13 protein-coding genes are annotated in these 17272 nt (G+C 28.4%); 1 reads left to right on the plus strand and 12 read right to left on the minus strand.

The window, feature by feature from the left end; all coding sequences use genetic code 11:
- Positions 1-203: 203 nt before the first annotated feature.
- The 5 genes from ACY1IQ_RS02540 to ACY1IQ_RS02560 all read right to left on the minus strand — a co-directional run bounded on the left by ACY1IQ_RS02540 (position 204) and on the right by ACY1IQ_RS02560 (position 9337).
- Positions 204-1283 (minus strand): glycosyl hydrolase family 18 protein, encoded by a 1080-nt coding sequence (locus ACY1IQ_RS02540; protein WP_461612481.1) that lies wholly within the window; start codon positions 1281-1283, stop codon positions 204-206.
- Between the two features lie 84 nt (positions 1284-1367).
- Positions 1368-3140, minus strand: coding sequence for a polysaccharide deacetylase family protein (locus ACY1IQ_RS02545; RefSeq protein ID WP_461612482.1), 1773 nt, complete (start codon positions 3138-3140; stop codon positions 1368-1370).
- A 213-nt stretch (positions 3141-3353) separates the two neighbouring features.
- Positions 3354-5243: a glycosyltransferase gene (locus tag ACY1IQ_RS02550; RefSeq protein ID WP_461612483.1), complete on the minus strand. Its 1890-nt coding sequence runs from the start codon at positions 5241-5243 to the stop codon at positions 3354-3356.
- A 336-nt stretch (positions 5244-5579) separates the two neighbouring features.
- Positions 5580-7052 (minus strand): polysaccharide deacetylase family protein, encoded by a 1473-nt coding sequence (locus tag ACY1IQ_RS02555; RefSeq protein ID WP_461612484.1) that lies wholly within the window; start codon positions 7050-7052, stop codon positions 5580-5582.
- A 1043-nt stretch (positions 7053-8095) separates the two neighbouring features.
- Entirely contained in the window at positions 8096-9337 is a 1242-nt protein-coding gene (locus tag ACY1IQ_RS02560; RefSeq protein WP_461612485.1) for a VWA domain-containing protein, read from the minus strand.
- Positions 9338-9822: 485 nt separating this feature from the next.
- On the opposite strand from ACY1IQ_RS02560, the gene ACY1IQ_RS02565 reads away from it, so the two are divergent.
- On the plus strand, positions 9823-10638 hold the full coding sequence (locus tag ACY1IQ_RS02565; protein WP_461612486.1) for a MerR family transcriptional regulator: 816 nt from the start codon (positions 9823-9825) through the stop codon (positions 10636-10638).
- 27 nt (positions 10639-10665) lie between these two features.
- Here ACY1IQ_RS02565 and ACY1IQ_RS02570 read toward each other — a convergent pair whose 3' ends face one another.
- The 7 genes from ACY1IQ_RS02570 to ACY1IQ_RS02600 form a co-directional block, all read right to left on the minus strand.
- Entirely contained in the window at positions 10666-11154 is a 489-nt protein-coding gene (locus tag ACY1IQ_RS02570) for an N-acetyltransferase (protein ID WP_461612487.1), read from the minus strand.
- 398 nt (positions 11155-11552) lie between these two features.
- Positions 11553-12188, minus strand: a complete 636-nt coding sequence (locus ACY1IQ_RS02575; protein WP_461612488.1) for a GNAT family N-acetyltransferase — start codon at positions 12186-12188, stop codon at positions 11553-11555.
- A 471-nt stretch (positions 12189-12659) separates the two neighbouring features.
- On the minus strand, positions 12660-12884 hold the full coding sequence (locus ACY1IQ_RS02580) for a hypothetical protein (RefSeq protein ID WP_461612489.1): 225 nt from the start codon (positions 12882-12884) through the stop codon (positions 12660-12662).
- Positions 12885-13532: 648 nt separating this feature from the next.
- Positions 13533-14153, minus strand: coding sequence for a DsbA family protein (locus ACY1IQ_RS02585; protein ID WP_461612490.1), 621 nt, complete (start codon positions 14151-14153; stop codon positions 13533-13535).
- Between the two features lie 22 nt (positions 14154-14175).
- A complete protein-coding gene (locus tag ACY1IQ_RS02590; RefSeq protein ID WP_461612491.1) occupies positions 14176-14811 on the minus strand; it encodes an NAD(P)-dependent oxidoreductase in 636 nt (211 codons plus the stop codon).
- A 136-nt stretch (positions 14812-14947) separates the two neighbouring features.
- Complete coding sequence (locus tag ACY1IQ_RS02595) at positions 14948-15376, minus strand: Rrf2 family transcriptional regulator (RefSeq protein ID WP_461612492.1); 429 nt, start codon at positions 15374-15376, stop codon at positions 14948-14950.
- Positions 15377-15886: 510 nt separating this feature from the next.
- A complete protein-coding gene (locus ACY1IQ_RS02600) occupies positions 15887-17260 on the minus strand; it encodes a Na+/H+ antiporter NhaC family protein (protein ID WP_461612493.1) in 1374 nt (457 codons plus the stop codon).
- Between the last annotated feature and the right edge of the window lie 12 nt (positions 17261-17272).

A 17272-nucleotide genomic window follows, 5' to 3' on the forward strand; every position in this document is an offset into this window, starting at 1 on the left:
TCTTTATAATAATTTTATTTTAAATGCTAATTATATAGATATTTATTAAAGATAACAACATTAACTTACATAACTTTATTATATATTCCCATATGAACTGTATTTATTTGTAGAGCTCATTTTGTCAAAGTAAGATTTCACCATGGCAAAAGCTATATTAAAAATCTTCTTTCTTTAAATTTAATTTGCCTATTTAAAATTTTTTAATAATTAGCATCAAGATTAAGATAATCCAGTGTTTTCTGTTGCATGTCTCCTAATCTCCATAGTGAAATTTTGTTATATCTTAATTGTTTTGAAATGTTAAACCATTTGTCTAATGTTCTATTATCTGCATACCAAACAGTATGGTTAATATTATTATCATCAAAATAATTAAAATATACACTTCCACTTGATTCATCTCGTTTAAGATTATCAACTGCTTTTTCTGATAATTTAATTGCCTCAATTTCTGTTAAAGCAGTAACTTTCCCATCTTCACTCCAATCAAATCCTCCTGTGGCAAAGGCTATAATTTTATCCCCTGGGATCTTCTCCATCTTTATACCTAAATCACGTATAAAAGCTTCATCTGCTTTAGGTCCTGGACCGCTGTGATATCCATAAAGATTATAAGCCATCATCACATAATCAGGTCCTTCTGGCAATGTTAACTTGTCTATAGGAGTCTTAGGTTCTAAAACAATTCTAAGAGATTTATCAATACTGCTAAGTTTTTGATACAGTTTAGAGCAAAAATCAATATAATTTTCCCATATATCGTCATCTATATTTTCATAATCAATTTCTACTCCATTAAATCCCTTTTGTGTAACCATATTGATAATTTCATCTATATGATTATTCCTACTTTCCTCTGTTGCCATCAACCTTTTTAATAATTCTGGATCCTTCTGAACAGCTTTTCCCTCTTCATTAAATCTATCATTTACAATTGTGATATATAAATTAGCTAACTTATTATCACTGTTAATTTTCATAATTTCAGGTAGAGCCTCATTAAATTCATTTGTAAAATGCAAATTATCATGATAATCAAAATATGCTGCAAAGACCTGCAAACTGGACAAGTTTTCCTCAATTTCTTTGAGGTCTTTAATCCCAGCTTCCCATTGCCAATCAACAATCCAGACTGATATCTTTTCATGGGTTTCTTTAGGTATATCTCCATTATTACTTGAAGCAGGTCCTATTCCACGATATAGGATTAAAATAAAAACTATAATAGTGATTATAATTATGAAAAATATCTTTTTATAATCTTTCTTCCTAAGAAACATCTCTTTATCTCCATTCACATTAGACATCTTAAAAAAATAATAACCCAAAATGTCGTCCTATTATTTCTTGAAGATACCTTATCTTTAAAAAGTTTCTATTGCCCAGTCAACTAATGAATTGAAAAAGTCTTGTATATCTTTAGCTATCTTTTGAGATTTAGTATAGCCATTATAAAACAGAATAGACATTTCACTATCTTCTTCCTTTATAATCTGTTGAATCTTTAAATCATCAAATACCCCATCGTATATTGTGTCTTTTTTGTTGATTTCACTGTATTGGGACTCTAATGCTACTCCACCCTTTGATATGGCATTGTCTATTTGTATATCTTTTGTTACTAAAATGTTATCTACCCAAATTTCTAATTTATTTCCACTCATAATAATCTCAACATTTCTGCTTTTTTGAATATTAATGGGATATTCCTTTGTTTCAACCACACTATTATTTGGTGTTTCAACTTTAGTAGAGGATTCCTTACTATCTTGAGGTGATATTTCCTCACCATCCAATTTTATATCTTCAAATTTATAAGAAAATAATTTTTTAATCTCTTTCATAGGTGCTTTCTCTTCAACAATAATTTGATTATCCTGAAATGCAATATTTATAAAAGAGTTATTTTCTCTATCATAACGAATAACTATACTTTGCCTGCCTACTACATTTCCTTCGATTCTAGTACTTAACTTAATATTATTATAGTCATCACTATCTTTTAAATATAATATACCGCTATCTTCTACTGGAGATGTAAGAACAATCCTATTTCCTATAAACTCTGCAGCTCCATTAATCAGTTGCCATTGTTTTCCACGGTTTTCGTCTCCTACTACAAAGGTTAGATTCTGTCCTGTATCCTTATTTATCTTCATCAAAAGATGATTTGTATACCAATAGGGGTTAGGCTGTAACCTTTTAAGATTATATAGATTTTCAGTGCTGCTATTGTAACTGGCTCCCTCTTGGTTAAAATGAATTTTAAATTTTTGTTGTATATTCTGTGAATTTACATCTTCAACTAATCTATTCATACCATTATAAAGGGAATTAGCATGCATAATCATATATACTTGAGGTATAAAACCAAGTTTCTGATTATAAACTTCTTCCATCTTAATATAATCTTGATTTATCCGTGATTCCATTTCAGTTCGGTTTTCTATTGGAATCATATCCTTGTCACGGATAAAATCCATAAGATAATGGTCATAATATGTTGCATTTTTTTTATCTTTAAATTCAGCTTCACTTTTCATTCCTATATAATTATTGTATCTATCAAATATATTTATATATGACAATCTATAGCCATTTGTTCCAAGCTCCCAGAACCCATTTTTCATTAACTTTAACAAATCCTTTGATTGAAGAAACTTGAAATCTTTTCCTTCTATTCTATCAGCATAAGAAAGCATTGTGGCTTTGTAATTATACTTTTCAAGCATTGGTTGTACAAACAAACTAGAGTCATTTCGTCCATCCTCAAAAGTTAAAAAAAGTGCTTTTTCAGGTAAGGGTTTTCCTTCATTGTAAAAATCTAATATATCCTGCTGAGATATAGTTTTATAACCTAAATTATAGAGAGTCTCTAGTTGTTTATCTAATTGGCTTTTAGCTATTAATTTAGGTGTACCAGATCGCCCTACCCCAAAATACGACAATGCAATAAAACCATTTTTATTTTTCCACTGTGTCTTATCTGGTTCTTCATATTTTTTAATACCAAATAGTGCTTTAATTAGTAACGCTGAAAAAAACAATAAAATAATTACTTGTATTACTGTTCTAATCACTTTAATACGATTTTTCTTACGATAATTCAGCTCATTACTGCGAGTATTTTTATTCATGTTTATTCATCCCTCACATATTACTTTGCAATCTTTCTATAGATAAGACATATTAAAAATAACTAATCAGTATGCTTACCTATCTTACTCATACTCCTTCATCAGAACTCCACGATAACCTAAACTATCATGAAGATCTACTTATTTATCTGATGCAAAATGTACTTTTAAAAAAGAAATCTTAAAAGTCTAATGCTTTAATAGTACTTAGAATTAAATGCTGGTTTTAATTTTATCATTCTTTTTATCATTCTTTTTATTATTCTTTTTCCTTGCTTTTTTATTTTTTGCTTTTATATCTTCAGGTGTTTCTCTCGTTCCCCAAGTAGATTTCCAAAAGGTCACCCAAGCAACTGGCATCTGCCATAAAAGCACCACTTCATAAAAAAGACAAAATACTATTCCAAAAATCCATAACTTACTTTTTCGGAATAATAAATGTGCAAAACTCATCAGTAATGCCATGAGTAAAATTCCTAAAATAAAAGTAGTTGGAAACACGTTATGAACAATAGGAACATAAATAAAGTTGTACAGCACTACTATTGGCGCAGCAATAGGTACTATAAGACCTATGTAAAAAAACAATGCCATAAAAGGTTCCTTCCTCCATATAAAAGAACCAGCTCTTAAAGATTCCCGCAACCATGATCGTTTCCATCGCATCTGTTGTTTCAAGAAAACCTTTGTATCTGATGGAACAATAGTAGAACATATTGCACTATCTTGATATCCAGTACGATGATTTTTCATAATAAAATTAGTCATACTACGGTCATCTCCAAAAGTAGCAGGTTGTCCAAGAAATTTTTGATTAAGCCAAACATCTCTATGCTCAATTACTAATTCCTTGCGATAACAGGATAGTGGACCAGAAAGACAAGTTACACTATCAAAATATGATTCTGCTGCTTTCATAATACGAAAGGCAATATAATAACGAACGGTCTGCATCTTTGTAACTGAGTTAGTATATTTATTCTCAACATCTGTACGGCCAGTAACACCGCCCATTTTAGGATCTTGAAAAGGTTGAACAAGATTTTTTATTGCATCAGGCTCTAAAAAACTATCGGAATCCACAAAGACAACTAAATCATGTTTTGCCTTTTCCACACCTTTACTCAGTGCTACACGCTTACCTCCATTTTGAGATAATTTCAATACTGTTAAACGTTCCTTAAGCTTATAACGTTCTGCCTCATTATAAAGTTTTTCTGCTATCTCTTCTATTTTTTCCACAGATCTATCTGTGGAGCAATCATCAACAATAATTACTTCTAGTTTATCTATAGGATAATCCTGATTAATGCAACTTAAAATAGTTCTTTGAATCCATTGCTCTTCGTTGAAACAAGGTACAATTATTGATACTCCTGGAGTGTAGTTAGGATTTATAGGCACATTCCTATATAATGCTCCAAAAAAATATCTGGATAGCAAGAATGCTGCTGCAATGATACTATAAAAGTATAAGAATATATTGTATTTGAAATATATAACACTTTCAACACGCATAAGCATGATAATTGATACTACTACAAATAAAATAGTACTTGCAGTATATACAGAATAACCCCATCGTTTTTTTTGAAAATAGTCAAAGAGAGTTTTCTCAAACTCGAAAGCTACACAAAGCTTTTCTACATCCTCGTTTTGCTTAGTGAAATGTCTTACCACCTTGCCATCAGTATTAACTTTAGACTCAAATCCTTCTGGCATAGTGCCCGGTGGAAGATCGAATTTAATCTTATATTTATCTCCTACATCAAATTCAACATCCGTAGTTTCCAGTTCAACTAAAATTCCCGTTGAAGAAATATCAATAGCTCGAGCTTTTATCTTATTTTTCTTTTTTTCATTATGATTGACTAATATAACATCAAAATTAGCCATATATCTTAAACTTAACATATGTAGCTTTTGTATATCGTCTGCTTCATACTCTCTATCTTCTAATTTAATACTTTTTAGACCTCTACGATCTTTTAATTTTCGTATATTTTCTGGATCTGGTGCATTTGAAATGATACGTCTGTCTGGTTTTGGAGCAGGCAGTACCTCAATTACGTTTTTTTTCTTTTTATTATTTTTTCTAAACAAGAATATATCTCCAATCTACATTATAAATTTAATTATTTGTGTAACATTAAAAATACCTTATATAGGGTTCCTTAATGAAAATTTAACTTAATGCATGATTTTAAATTAAGAATGAAGAATTATGATTAAAACTCCAACCTCAATGCCTTTAGAGTTTTTAATAAATTTTATTCTAAGAAATTCACTAAATGTGAATTTTCTCCTAAATTCTTCATTCTTAATTATTAATCTTTAATTTATAAGAATTTAAGCTACTTTTATAGAAAATTTATTTTCAAAAATATATCTTAAGTTTCCATATTAGACTCCTATATCAACTTAATCTAGTTTTATATCTTATTTATTCATAAGTTCAGATATTGTAGCAAAAGAATATCCCATACTTTTTAAATTCTCAATTATAACCGGTAGTGCTTCAACAGTACTAATCTCATCTTGAAGATGAAGTAATATGACGCTTCCCTTATCTGTATTTTCAAGAATGAAGTTTACAATATCTTCTGCACTATTCTTTACATCCCAATCATGTGGACTTACATCAAATAGAGAAATTGTTTTATAGCCACAATCTGCTATTATTTTAGCTGTTGCCTCATTAATCTCTCCAGTAGGAGGTCTAAAAAACATCTTTGGCTGCTCTTGGAGCGCTTCAGTAAGTACTTGATGACATTTTACAACCTCATACTGTAATTTTTCAGGTGTTATATTTGTTATTACCGGATGACTATAGGTATGATTAGCAACATCATGCCCTGCTTCAACAATAGCCTTTGCTAGATTCGGATTCTTTTCAACTCCATTTCCTCTTAAAAAAAATGTAGCTTTAATATTATATTTATCTAAAATATCTAATATTTTTGTTATTGTAATATCTCTGCCCCAATCATCAAATGTGAGAGCAATTTCTTTTTTATCTGTATTTATCTTATATACAATGTCGTATTGACTTTCTCTAATCTTTTCATTTATTTTAGCTGCATCATATCCTTTTATGGCCTGAAGTGGTTTTCTCTCATAACTACCTTCAAGTAATTTACTTAAAGGCACTAGTTTATACCCTACATCATCAACAGCTTTTGCAATTAATGGAATTGACTGGATAACCGCTGGATTTTTATCAGCATTTAAAGCTATTATTCCTCCACGAGTAATATATTTTTCTATATAATCACCAATCTCTTTTGCACCTTTCATATCCCAATCCTTAGGGTTAATACTGTAAGTAATAACTGCTTCCAATCCACTTTGTGCAGCAGCTAGACATACATCATCATTGTACTTCCCAGACTTGGCTCTCAGATACTTTGGACTTACTCCTGTTTCCTTTTTAATTATTTCATTAGTTTTCTGTATTTCTTTATATATATTTTGATAACTCAACTCAGTTAAATCCACTCTATTTAGAGTATTATTTTCGATTTCATGCCCTCTTTTTAATATCTCTTTTGCAATTTCTGGTTCCTCTGCTACTCTCATTCCTGGAAGAAAAAATACTGCCTTTATTTGAAACTTGTCCAGCTCATCAAGAAGCTGTTTCATCATCTTTTCATCACCCATACCACTAAAAGTAAGAGTCAACTCTCTCTTTGTAGTATATACATAAGAAATAGCCTTACTTTTTTCCCCATCATATTTAGGTATATTTTCATTTGTCTCTATCTTAGATGGAGAAGCATCCTTTTCTTTCGAATCTTTCTTCCATAAATCACTTCTACATCCAGTTAGATGTACTAAAAATAATATAATTATGGCAGTAAGGCTTACTAATTTCACTTTGTTTTTTTTACCTTTTACATCTTCCATCATCATCTATCATCTCACCTTTTATAAAGAGTTTTAGTTAATAGTAATAATTATTACTATATATAAACCTATTGTCGACAATTATTAATATATATAATTATTTTTTCTCACTGAATAATTATATATAAATGATATGTACTAGAGTATTACTAGATTTAATGACTATATTACAGTTAATGTTTCTAATTGTATAAATACTTTTTAATTATTTATTATTAAACCTAGAAAATTATTTTAAGGAACTTTTACTAAATTAAACTAAATGTTTATATGTATAATAATCTATTTTGCTAGTCAATCTAATTCACATTATTTACAACAAAAAAACTCTAACATAATATAGTAACCTTCCATTGAGAACAGCTAAATAATCAATGCAGATAACATATATGCTAAAGCTTTCCAAAACAAATACTACCATAATAATTAAAAATTTTAAAGACTTTTTTCCTGTAAATTTCACTATAATTTATATTTTTTACAATTAAGTAGAATAAGACTATTTAAGAATCCTATTATATCAACGTTTCTATAATGTGTTATAGTAAAATAATTAACATTAATAAATACTAGTATCTATGATTAAAACTCACCGTCAAAGCCTTTGCAGTTTTTTAAAATAATTCTTCATTCTTAATTATTAATCCTTAATTTCTTATGAAAAAGGATACATCTTAATTTAAGATATATCCTTTAAATTGTAAAGATAATTAGTCCTTTTTCTTTTTCATGTATGTGACAATATAATTAATTGTAAATAATTCTCTTAATACAATTAGTTATCTATTTGAGAGCAAAATTGACCAAATTTCCCATGTGATAAGCTTGCAGAGCTAGTCTTTAGCCCTCTTCAAGTTGTTCTTTTAAAACAGCTTCTTTCTTTTTTACTTCTGTATATATTAAAAATACTATATGTAAAAAGTATTAGAGTTCATCTATCAAAGCCTATGATGATATGTAAAATTTTCTTAATGGTTGTCCACTACGAAAAAGAAAATAACTATCATGCTTTCTTTTTTAATTAACAAATATAATTTTTAATTTCTAAGCTATCTCCTAATAATTCCTTTGTTTTTTGCTTCAGATAACCAACTTGGAAATTCCTTTAATAGGCGATCATACAACTCACTATCTTTAACTTTATTAAAGTCATCTAGAGCAAAGAAACTAGCATTATCTACAACTCTACCTTTAATTGTATCTAAATGTTTTAATATTCCATACCCAAAGCCACTGACTCCAACAAACTGCCAAAATATAGGATATTGTGATGATTCCACCATCAAGCTCTCAATTTCTCTTTTAGCTCCTACTCCCCCATCAGTAATAAATATAATATAGGCCGGTATAGAACTATTACGATATTCTTCAATAATTTCTCTCATAACAGCAGGTTCATAATTTCCACCTCCAAGAGATAGCATTAAAGGCTTATAATCTACTGGAACCGCATTATAATAGTTGAACATAGTAACGTTGTCCATCCTCTTTGGCTTGGTTCCATAGTACCAAAAATCTAATTCTTCGTTATCATCAAATTGTATGGCTAAAGGCAATATTTTATTAACAATTGATTGAACCGTTCTATTTTTATATATCCTAGTCATTGATCCAGATATATCAAGTATAAGTGCTACTTTGGCAACTATATCAGGAACTTTATTTTTTTCCAAAGCTAATTTTAGTGGTTTAGCTAAGTTTACAAGTTGTGGAGCATTTTTCTCTAACTTTTTCTCTAGTGAAATTTTTGAAGCTTGGATAACTGGCACTGGTTGTGATACCATAGGCTCATCATCTTCCTCCTCTACTCCACCATATTCTTTTAATAGTTGAGAAAGCCCCCCATTAAAACCATTCGCCACAGCATTCATTCGCCATTCATTTTTATTATATATCTCAATGGCGATAATTGCTTTTTGGTCTTTAAAATTATTACCTGTCAAATTTAACTCTAAATCTTCCTGATGAAGTTGTAATAGTTTAATGTTAGCTTGATGAATCATACCCATAGTTCCATCACCATCAATACTAATTGTAAACACAAGCTTAACAACCTCAGAAGGTAATTTAGCTAAATTTACATTAAATGTAGTTCCATTCATGCAAATTGCATCATCTGGTGACTTTAATTGATTATAAAAAATCATATACATATCATCATATAGTTGATCATTTTTATCAACAGCAAAACAACTAATATCATATTCTGATGGTCCATTGATATGGAAATCAATCTTGATAGGTATGTGAATATCTCCTAGTTTTGTGCGATAACCTCTTTGTATAAACATTGTAATCAAATCCCCTTTTTTTACTACTATACTATCATAAGTTGGTATAGTTATCCATCACTTATAATCTAGTAATTTTACAGATACCTATACAAACTTCTTTGTTTGTAAGTCATTCATTAGTTACGATATTTTTACGGGGGCTATTATACTCATAGTAATGATGTAACTTTATTTAAAATACAATTATGAATCGTCCCTTAGTTACAAATATGTTAACCAAAGCTTCCATTAATTTAATAAAATGAAATTTTATATTCACGTTTTTATTTTATAAAGATATAGTATGCTTTGTAAAATACTTAAGGAAAGCTTTAAAATTAGACTTTATTTTAATTAAATATAAGGTAAGAAATATATAACATAAAATGAATAATTTATATTTAATATAAATTTTAGTAATGTTATAATAAATTTTAAGAATAATACCATTTAATAGTTAATTATTATTTTTTATGTGGATTCTTAAAGGAGAATAATAAAATATGAAAAATCTATATTCAATTGGTGAAGTAGCCAAAATAAAAAATCTCACTATAAAATCACTAAGATATTATCATGAAGTTGGAATACTTATTCCTGCCTATATAGATAAATTTACAGGTTATAGATACTATTCACCAGAACAGTTTATTCACATTGACATCATTAAGGTAAGCAGAAATATAGGAACAAGTATAAAAGAACTCCAAGAACTATTTAAAAATGCTGATTCTACAGAATTGCAGACTTTTTTAGATTCTAAGCTTCATCAAGCAAAAGAAAATATTTGTAGAATCAATGAATCCATTGATTGTATAGATAATTTAAATAGCGCTCTTCAAAATTCTAAATTTGCAGTAGAAAATGATAACATAGCTATAAAATTTATTAATACACGATATATTATAACTTTTCCTTGTAAACAGGCTGGAGATTTTAAAGAATTAATTTATTACTCTAAATTAGAAAAAGTAATTGAAGAAAAAGGAATAAAAGCTACTTTTGAAAGTGGTATTTTGTACGATGTAAATATGGATTCAGAACTAAATACCATACCTCAATATACATTTAAAGTTATAGATAAAAATTACTTTGACAAATCTGACGATAATTTTGCCATTTTATCAAAGGGTAATTACTTAACATTAACTTACAATAGATATAATGAAGAGCAACAGAAAAGTAAATTATTATCATATGCACTGCAAAATAATATAACAATAAATAGAATGATAGAAGTAGATATATTACATGATATTTTTAATATAAAAACATATACTTGCCAAATACAAATACCAATAGATAACCAAGCACATTAAATAAAATGTGCCTGGTTACTCTTAAACTTAAAATTGATACTGATATAAGAAAACAGTTTCTTTTATAGTTGCTGGCTTTAAATTTATTGTAACTTCTTTAAAATCTATTGGATTAAATCCTATATGATCATAAAAACCATAATTACATGCAGTATCAGTATAAACATAAATAGACTTTTCTGACTTACTTTTAAAGTATTCAAATAAATTGTACATTAAAGCTTTCTCTACTCCTAAACCTCGACACTCTTTTGATAATGCTAAAAGTACAATATTGCCTGCGAACAAATGCTCTCTGTTTTTCATTAATTCTTTATAAGTTTTAAATAGCTTTAAATATTCTATAACACACTGTCTATCCTTTTTAGGATGAAACAAAATAGAAAAACTTTGAAATGCTATTTTAAAAATATGCCTTAAAAATCCATAACATTTTTTATCACCTTTAGCATGGCCAAGAATAATTCCTACAACAGTTCCATCTTTTACTGCAACTTTACCAAACGAACTATCCATAAGAGATATTCTTAGAAACACATCTAGAACCTTATCAAGCAACCTTTTACTTTGAACGATTTTTTCTATATTCCACGTTTTGTTAAGTAATTGTTTAATGTTCTCATAATCAGTCTCTTTAACATCTCTATAAATGATATTTTCTATAAATCTACTCCTCTCATATTTAACCCTTCTTATATAAGAATAATGTATCCTTTAAAGGTAGAGTCAAGAATTGTTTTCTATAAAAGCAGTTTTTATAACTATATTTTTAGAGATAGTTTTGCTATTTTATCAAAAGGTAATTCCTTGACATTATTACATGATATTCTTAATAAAAAATATATACTTTTTAGCTCTAAATACCAATAAGCAAAGAAGCACATTAAATGAAATGTACTTCTTTGCTCTTGAGCCTAAAATTGATATTGATATAAAAAAATAGTTTTCTTTGAAGACCTTGGTTTTAAATTCATTGTAATTTCTTTAGAATCTAGTCGTTTAAATCCTGTATGGTCGTAAAAACCATAATTACATGCAGTGTCCGTATAAAGATAAATAGATTTTACTGACTTACTCTTAACGTATTCAAATAAATTATCTACTAAAGCTTTGCCTATTCCTAAACCACGGCACTGCTCTGATAATGCTAAAAGCTCAATATTGCCTGAGAATAGATGCTTTTTATTTTTCATTAATTCTTTATAAGCTTTAAATACCTTTAAATACTCCATAACATAAAGTTTATCGTCTTTTGAATAAAATAAAAGTGAAAAGCTATATCTCAAGATTTTTAGAATATGCTTTACCGTTCCATAAGCTTTTTTCTCATTTTGAACATGACCAAGAATAACTCCTATAACAACTCCATCTTTTACTGCAATTTTACCAAATGAACTATCCATAAGACATATACTTAGAAACATATCTAGAACTTTATCAAGTAATTTTTTATTTTTAACAAATTTCTCTACACTCCATGTTTCATTAATTAATTTCTTAATGCTTTGATAATCAGTTTCTTTAATATCTCTATAAATGATATTTCTCATAGATTTACTCCTTTCATATTTAACCCTTTTTAATAAGTATAAAGTCTCCTTTAACAGTAGAGTCAAGAAGTGCTTTCTATAAAAACAAATTTGCTAACTTTTCATATAATATTCATGCATCTTTATAGTTACTTCTAATCTTAGTAATTCAGCTAACTTTTAATATACTCCATTAAAATTAGGTGTATTTATTTGTTCCCGCTTTCTTAATATTTTTAGGCATACTAAAAAGAGTTAACATTTCCTTATTAGAAACATTAGCTCTTTTCATTGTTACAAAGTTTTAAGACATATTTCCCAATCCAAAACTACTTTATTTTACTTATGTATCTTTTCTTATTAATAATATTAGTTAATGTATAAGCAATGCAGATAATCCCATCATTTATATAATAAATTCTTTCATCCTCTTGATTCATAACTTCGTCATTGGAAAAGTGATTATATTTTTCATCTAAATTTTTAATAATATCATTGGATTTTTTTTGGGGTTTTCTTTAGCCACTTTTTAGCTGCTCTTTTATCTATATCATCTGTACTTTTAAGAAAATTCACAAAATAATCCATCATTTTTTTATGCCTATCATTATAAATGAGTATCCATTTGTTACCTAATTCTTTTTTCAATTTGTCACTTTCTTCTTGATGTATAACCTCAAGTCTTCTACATTGTTCAATTATAAAGTTCTTATTCAAGGTATCACCATCTTTTCCACTAAATTTACTCTAGCTCTTTATATTGTTAAATAACTAAAGAAAATAATCCATATCATTCTCTAACTCCACTTGCAATTGCTCATAATACATAAAAACATCCTTATCATATTATACAATGAATGTGTTTTCTATTAAATCTATTAATATCATTTACTTGATATGCTATCACAACAGCTTTAATATTCCCTTTATATTTAGTTATAACACCTCTATAATTACTATCTTCCAGTTGCTTTTCATAATAAAAATCTGGACTATTATGTGATGATTTATATATTGCTTATATTTCCTCTTAAATTTTGACAAAATAAAGCATCAGATACTAATATACCTAGTGTTTTATTGTATTTATAAACCCATATAATTAAATGCCCTTTAAAGTCTGTTCAACTCTTCTGTATATAAAGTATATGCTTCCATCATAGATTCTAAAAAATCCCAAAGGGATTCGTTATTCAATTTTAATTCTCCCTTAGCCCTTTTAGTAAAAAACTGATAATCTCAACCTTCAATCATAAGGCAACTTATTATTGAAGGTTTCAAAACATAAAAGACCATGAAATTCATTTGTTTAAATGCTATTCACGGTCTTTTTCTATTTTAATTGTATTCTTTACTATAAACAAACTAACTTAAAATTTTATCTAATTCTTCAAAATTAGCATATCCTTGTAAGATTATTCTTCCTTTGTCTCCCTCTACTGCAATAACTGTTGGAAAACTTGCTACACCCATTTCGGAAACCATATTAAAATATTTAAATGTCTCTTCTTTTAAATCTTCTGATAGAAATTCTTTTTCAAATTCTTCTTTAGAAATTCCAAAGTTCTCAGCTATTTCAGTATACGTCTCTAAACTATTAGTATCCTTTCCTTCTATAAAAAGCGCTTCTTGGATCTTTTTAAGAAAGTTAAAAGCCATATCCTTTTTTAATCTTTGGATTAAAACTACTGCTTTTGCTCCTGGAAAACTGTCTAAAAATATATTATTATTTTCTAATATATTTTTATTAAACCCTTCTCCAAATTTTCTACCAGTTAATTCTTCTATTCTTCTATTATGGCCCTTTATATAATCACCTAGGTTATGATTCATAGTTTTAACATTATCACCTATCCACATTCCTCCAGGTAAAATGTTAAAATCATAAACTTCTTTGTACTTTTCATGTATCTTAGTTATAACATCGCTAAAACCATAGCACCATCCACACATAGTATCCATAACGTAATATATTTTTGTTTTCATATATTTATCCCTCACAATTAAATTAATATCCTACTGTAAATCTTCTGCGTGAGAACTTAGGTTCTTCAACTTCGTTCAGCATAGCAAAAGCAAAATCCTCAAATGAAATACGACTATAACCTTTTTCATCTACTACTAAGTAATCTTCACTAGTACGATAAACTCCTGTTCTTTTTCCTGGTTCTATAAATGCAGCAGGACTTAAATTTGTCCAATTAAGATTTTTTTCTTGTTTATACTTCTCTAATGCTTCACCATGAGCTAATGCAATTGGCTTCCAGTCTGAAGGGAAATCTTTTGTTTCAACCAATTTAATACCCCCTTCTACAAGAAGACTTCCAGCTCCACCCATTGATAAAAGACGCGGTACACCTGCTTTCTTTACTGCATTTATTAAATTTTTAGTAGCATCTACTAAAGTTTCTTCCTCTCCATGTTTTGGGCCAAAAGCACTAATAACTATATCGTTTCCTTCAATAGCCTTTGATAATCTTTCTTCGTCAAATATATCTCCCTCAATAAACTTTAAATTATCTTGCTCACTGTTAACTTTTAATATATTATGAACTATTCCTGTAACTTGATGTCCTCTTAATAATGCTTCTTTTAAAATAACTTTTCCTACATTGCCGTTTGCCCCAATTAATGCTATTTTCATAAATAATCATCCTTTCAATATAATTTTATTAATTGTTGTGTTGTAACCAAATTAGTTACAACAAGCATAAAAAAATAGTAGTATATTCGATGTAACTATAGCAGTTACATCGATATTAAAAATCTTTAGTTGAACTCTACTTAATCTTTTCTAACAAACCTTCAACAATATCCTTCATTGTAACATTTTTTAATACATCCTCCATTGCCCCTTGAGCTTTAAGTAATATAATTTCTAGCACAAGTTGAATATTAGCACCTATAGGACATTTTGGATTTGGATTTTCATGTATTTGAAAAAGCTGCCCCTCCTCAACTACATCTACTGCCTTATATATATCTAGCAAAGTAATACTTTCTATAGGTCTTAAAAGATAAGCTCCTCCACTACCTGGATTTACATTGACAATACCAGCTTTTTTTAGCATTCCAGTAACCCTTCTAATAATTACTGGATTTGTATTTACACTGCCAGCAATCCATTCTGAGGTACATAAATTATCTTTTTCCATAGATAACATAGACAGTATATGGACTGCTACAGAGAATCTACTACTAATTTTCATGCTTAACTCCTCCTGTTGTAACCATTATAGTTACAACAGGAGGAGTTGTCAATAGAATATCAGAAACTTTTTTTAAAAATCTCTTTTTATTATTCTATCTCTTATTTAAAACAAATATACAAAGATAATATAAATTTATTCAAATCCTTAATATGTTATTTCACATAGGTACTAACCTGTTCTTCTTTCTATATCTACAGTATACTAATACAACACTTAGCATTTATAATTCAATATACTCAACTTATATAAAAGGAATTATATCTTATATAATACTCTTTATTAATTCCAATTATAGAGCTTATTTTTAAAAACGATATACCTTTTTAAAAGATTATTTCATACAATTGTTAATAAAATAGCTAGTCAAAATTAGTACTTCTAACTTCGACTAGCCATAATTATCATTCATAAAACTTCTTATCAATTATATATCCAGGGTCAATTCCATTAATTAAGCTTATATTTATTGTTTTTTCTTAGCGAAAAAATTTACTATGCAGATTGACTTTATTCGCTTGCTACTTCATCCATTGGTGTATTTTCTTTAAAATTCCAAGAATTTTTTATTAAATATCTATTTCCAAAAGGAGTGAATATTGATAGAATCGCAAACACAGCCAATATCATACAATACCATATATAAGGCATTATTTGAACAGGACTTACCAATCCATTAGTAAAGCTTGCTGCTATCAATAGTTGAGCACCATAAGGTATTAATCCTTGCATTATACATGAAAAAGTATCTAAAAGAGATGCTGTTTTTCTTGGATCTACTTTATATTCTTTAGATATTTCCTTTGCTAATTGGCTATTAACAATTATAGAAACTGTATTATTAGCTGTAGCTACATCTGTAAGAGCCACCAATGTACTTATACCTAATTGAGCTGATTTTTCACCTTTTATTTTTCTTTTTACTTTATACAATAACCAATCAAGCCCTCCAGCATTTGATACCATATTAGCTAAGCCACCAGTTAATAAGGATAGTAAGAATATATCAAACATTCCTGTAAAACCTGAGTATATCTCTTGGGATAATCCTAGTAATGTGAAACTTCCATAATAGATTCCAATTAATCCTGATAGTATAATTCCACCAGTTAGTACTACCAATACATTCATTCCTGTTAAGGCAGTAATCAATACAAATGCATATGGAACTATTTTAATTATGTTGAAGGAGTATTCTTGAATTTCTGGGGTATTAACAGGTTTTCCAAATATTAATAAAAATACTATTGTAACTAAAGCTGCTGGCAATGCAAAGCCTATGTTAGCTTTAAATTTATCCTTCATAGATATCCCTTGAGTTTTAGTGGCAGCTATAGTTGTATCGGATATTATAGATAGGTTATCTCCAAACATAGCTCCCCCCACTAATGCACCTAATGCTAAAGGCAAGCTTAATCCTGCCTTTTCCACTAACTCAACAGCTATAGGAGCTACAGCTACAACAGTACCTACTGAGGTTCCAGTTGAAATAGAAATAAATGCAGCTACTATAAATATTCCCACGGTAATAAAATTAGTTGGTATTAAAGTAAGCCCTAGATTTACTGTGGATTCAACACCACCCATAGTGCTAGAAACTGTAGAAAAAGCTCCTGCTAATAGGTATATTATACACATGGTAATTATGTTTTCATCACCACATCCTTTAATGAATATGTTAAATTTATCATCTAAAGAACCTTTTGTTAAAATAAAAGCAAATATTATTCCTATAAGTGCTGCTATTGGAGCCGGAAATTGATAAAATGCCATTTCAACTCCTTGAGATTGTAATATAATACCCGAAAATAAATATACAAATATAAAAATACCAAAAGGTAATAAAGCTAATCCATTACCTTTTTTTTCATTGAGATTGTTCATTTTAATATCCCC

Source organism: Clostridium sp. Marseille-QA1073 (assembly GCF_054863625.1).

Excerpts from the sequence above, each read along its gene's own strand:
- ACY1IQ_RS02570 (WP_461612487.1), bottom strand. The coding sequence starts at position 11,154 with ATGGATAGTTCGTTTGGTAAAGTTGCAGTAAAAGATGGAACTGTTGTA.
- ACY1IQ_RS02560 (WP_461612485.1), bottom strand. The coding sequence starts at position 9,337 with ATGTTTATACAAAGAGGTTATCGCACAAAACTAGGAGATATTCACATA.
- ACY1IQ_RS02590 (WP_461612491.1), bottom strand. The coding sequence starts at position 14,811 with ATGAAAATAGCATTAATTGGGGCAAACGGCAATGTAGGAAAAGTTATT.
- ACY1IQ_RS02585 (WP_461612490.1), bottom strand. The coding sequence starts at position 14,153 with ATGAAAACAAAAATATATTACGTTATGGATACTATGTGTGGATGGTGC.
- ACY1IQ_RS02565 (WP_461612486.1), top strand. The coding sequence starts at position 9,823 with ATGAAAAATCTATATTCAATTGGTGAAGTAGCCAAAATAAAAAATCTC.
- ACY1IQ_RS02555 (WP_461612484.1), bottom strand. The coding sequence starts at position 7,052 with ATGATGATGGAAGATGTAAAAGGTAAAAAAAACAAAGTGAAATTAGTA.
- ACY1IQ_RS02545 (WP_461612482.1), bottom strand. The coding sequence starts at position 3,140 with ATGAATAAAAATACTCGCAGTAATGAGCTGAATTATCGTAAGAAAAAT.
- ACY1IQ_RS02575 (WP_461612488.1), bottom strand. The coding sequence starts at position 12,188 with ATGAGAAATATCATTTATAGAGATATTAAAGAAACTGATTATCAAAGC.
- ACY1IQ_RS02540 (WP_461612481.1), bottom strand. The coding sequence starts at position 1,283 with ATGTTTCTTAGGAAGAAAGATTATAAAAAGATATTTTTCATAATTATA.
- ACY1IQ_RS02595 (WP_461612492.1), bottom strand. The coding sequence starts at position 15,376 with ATGAAAATTAGTAGTAGATTCTCTGTAGCAGTCCATATACTGTCTATG.
- ACY1IQ_RS02600 (WP_461612493.1), bottom strand. The coding sequence starts at position 17,260 with ATGAACAATCTCAATGAAAAAAAAGGTAATGGATTAGCTTTATTACCT.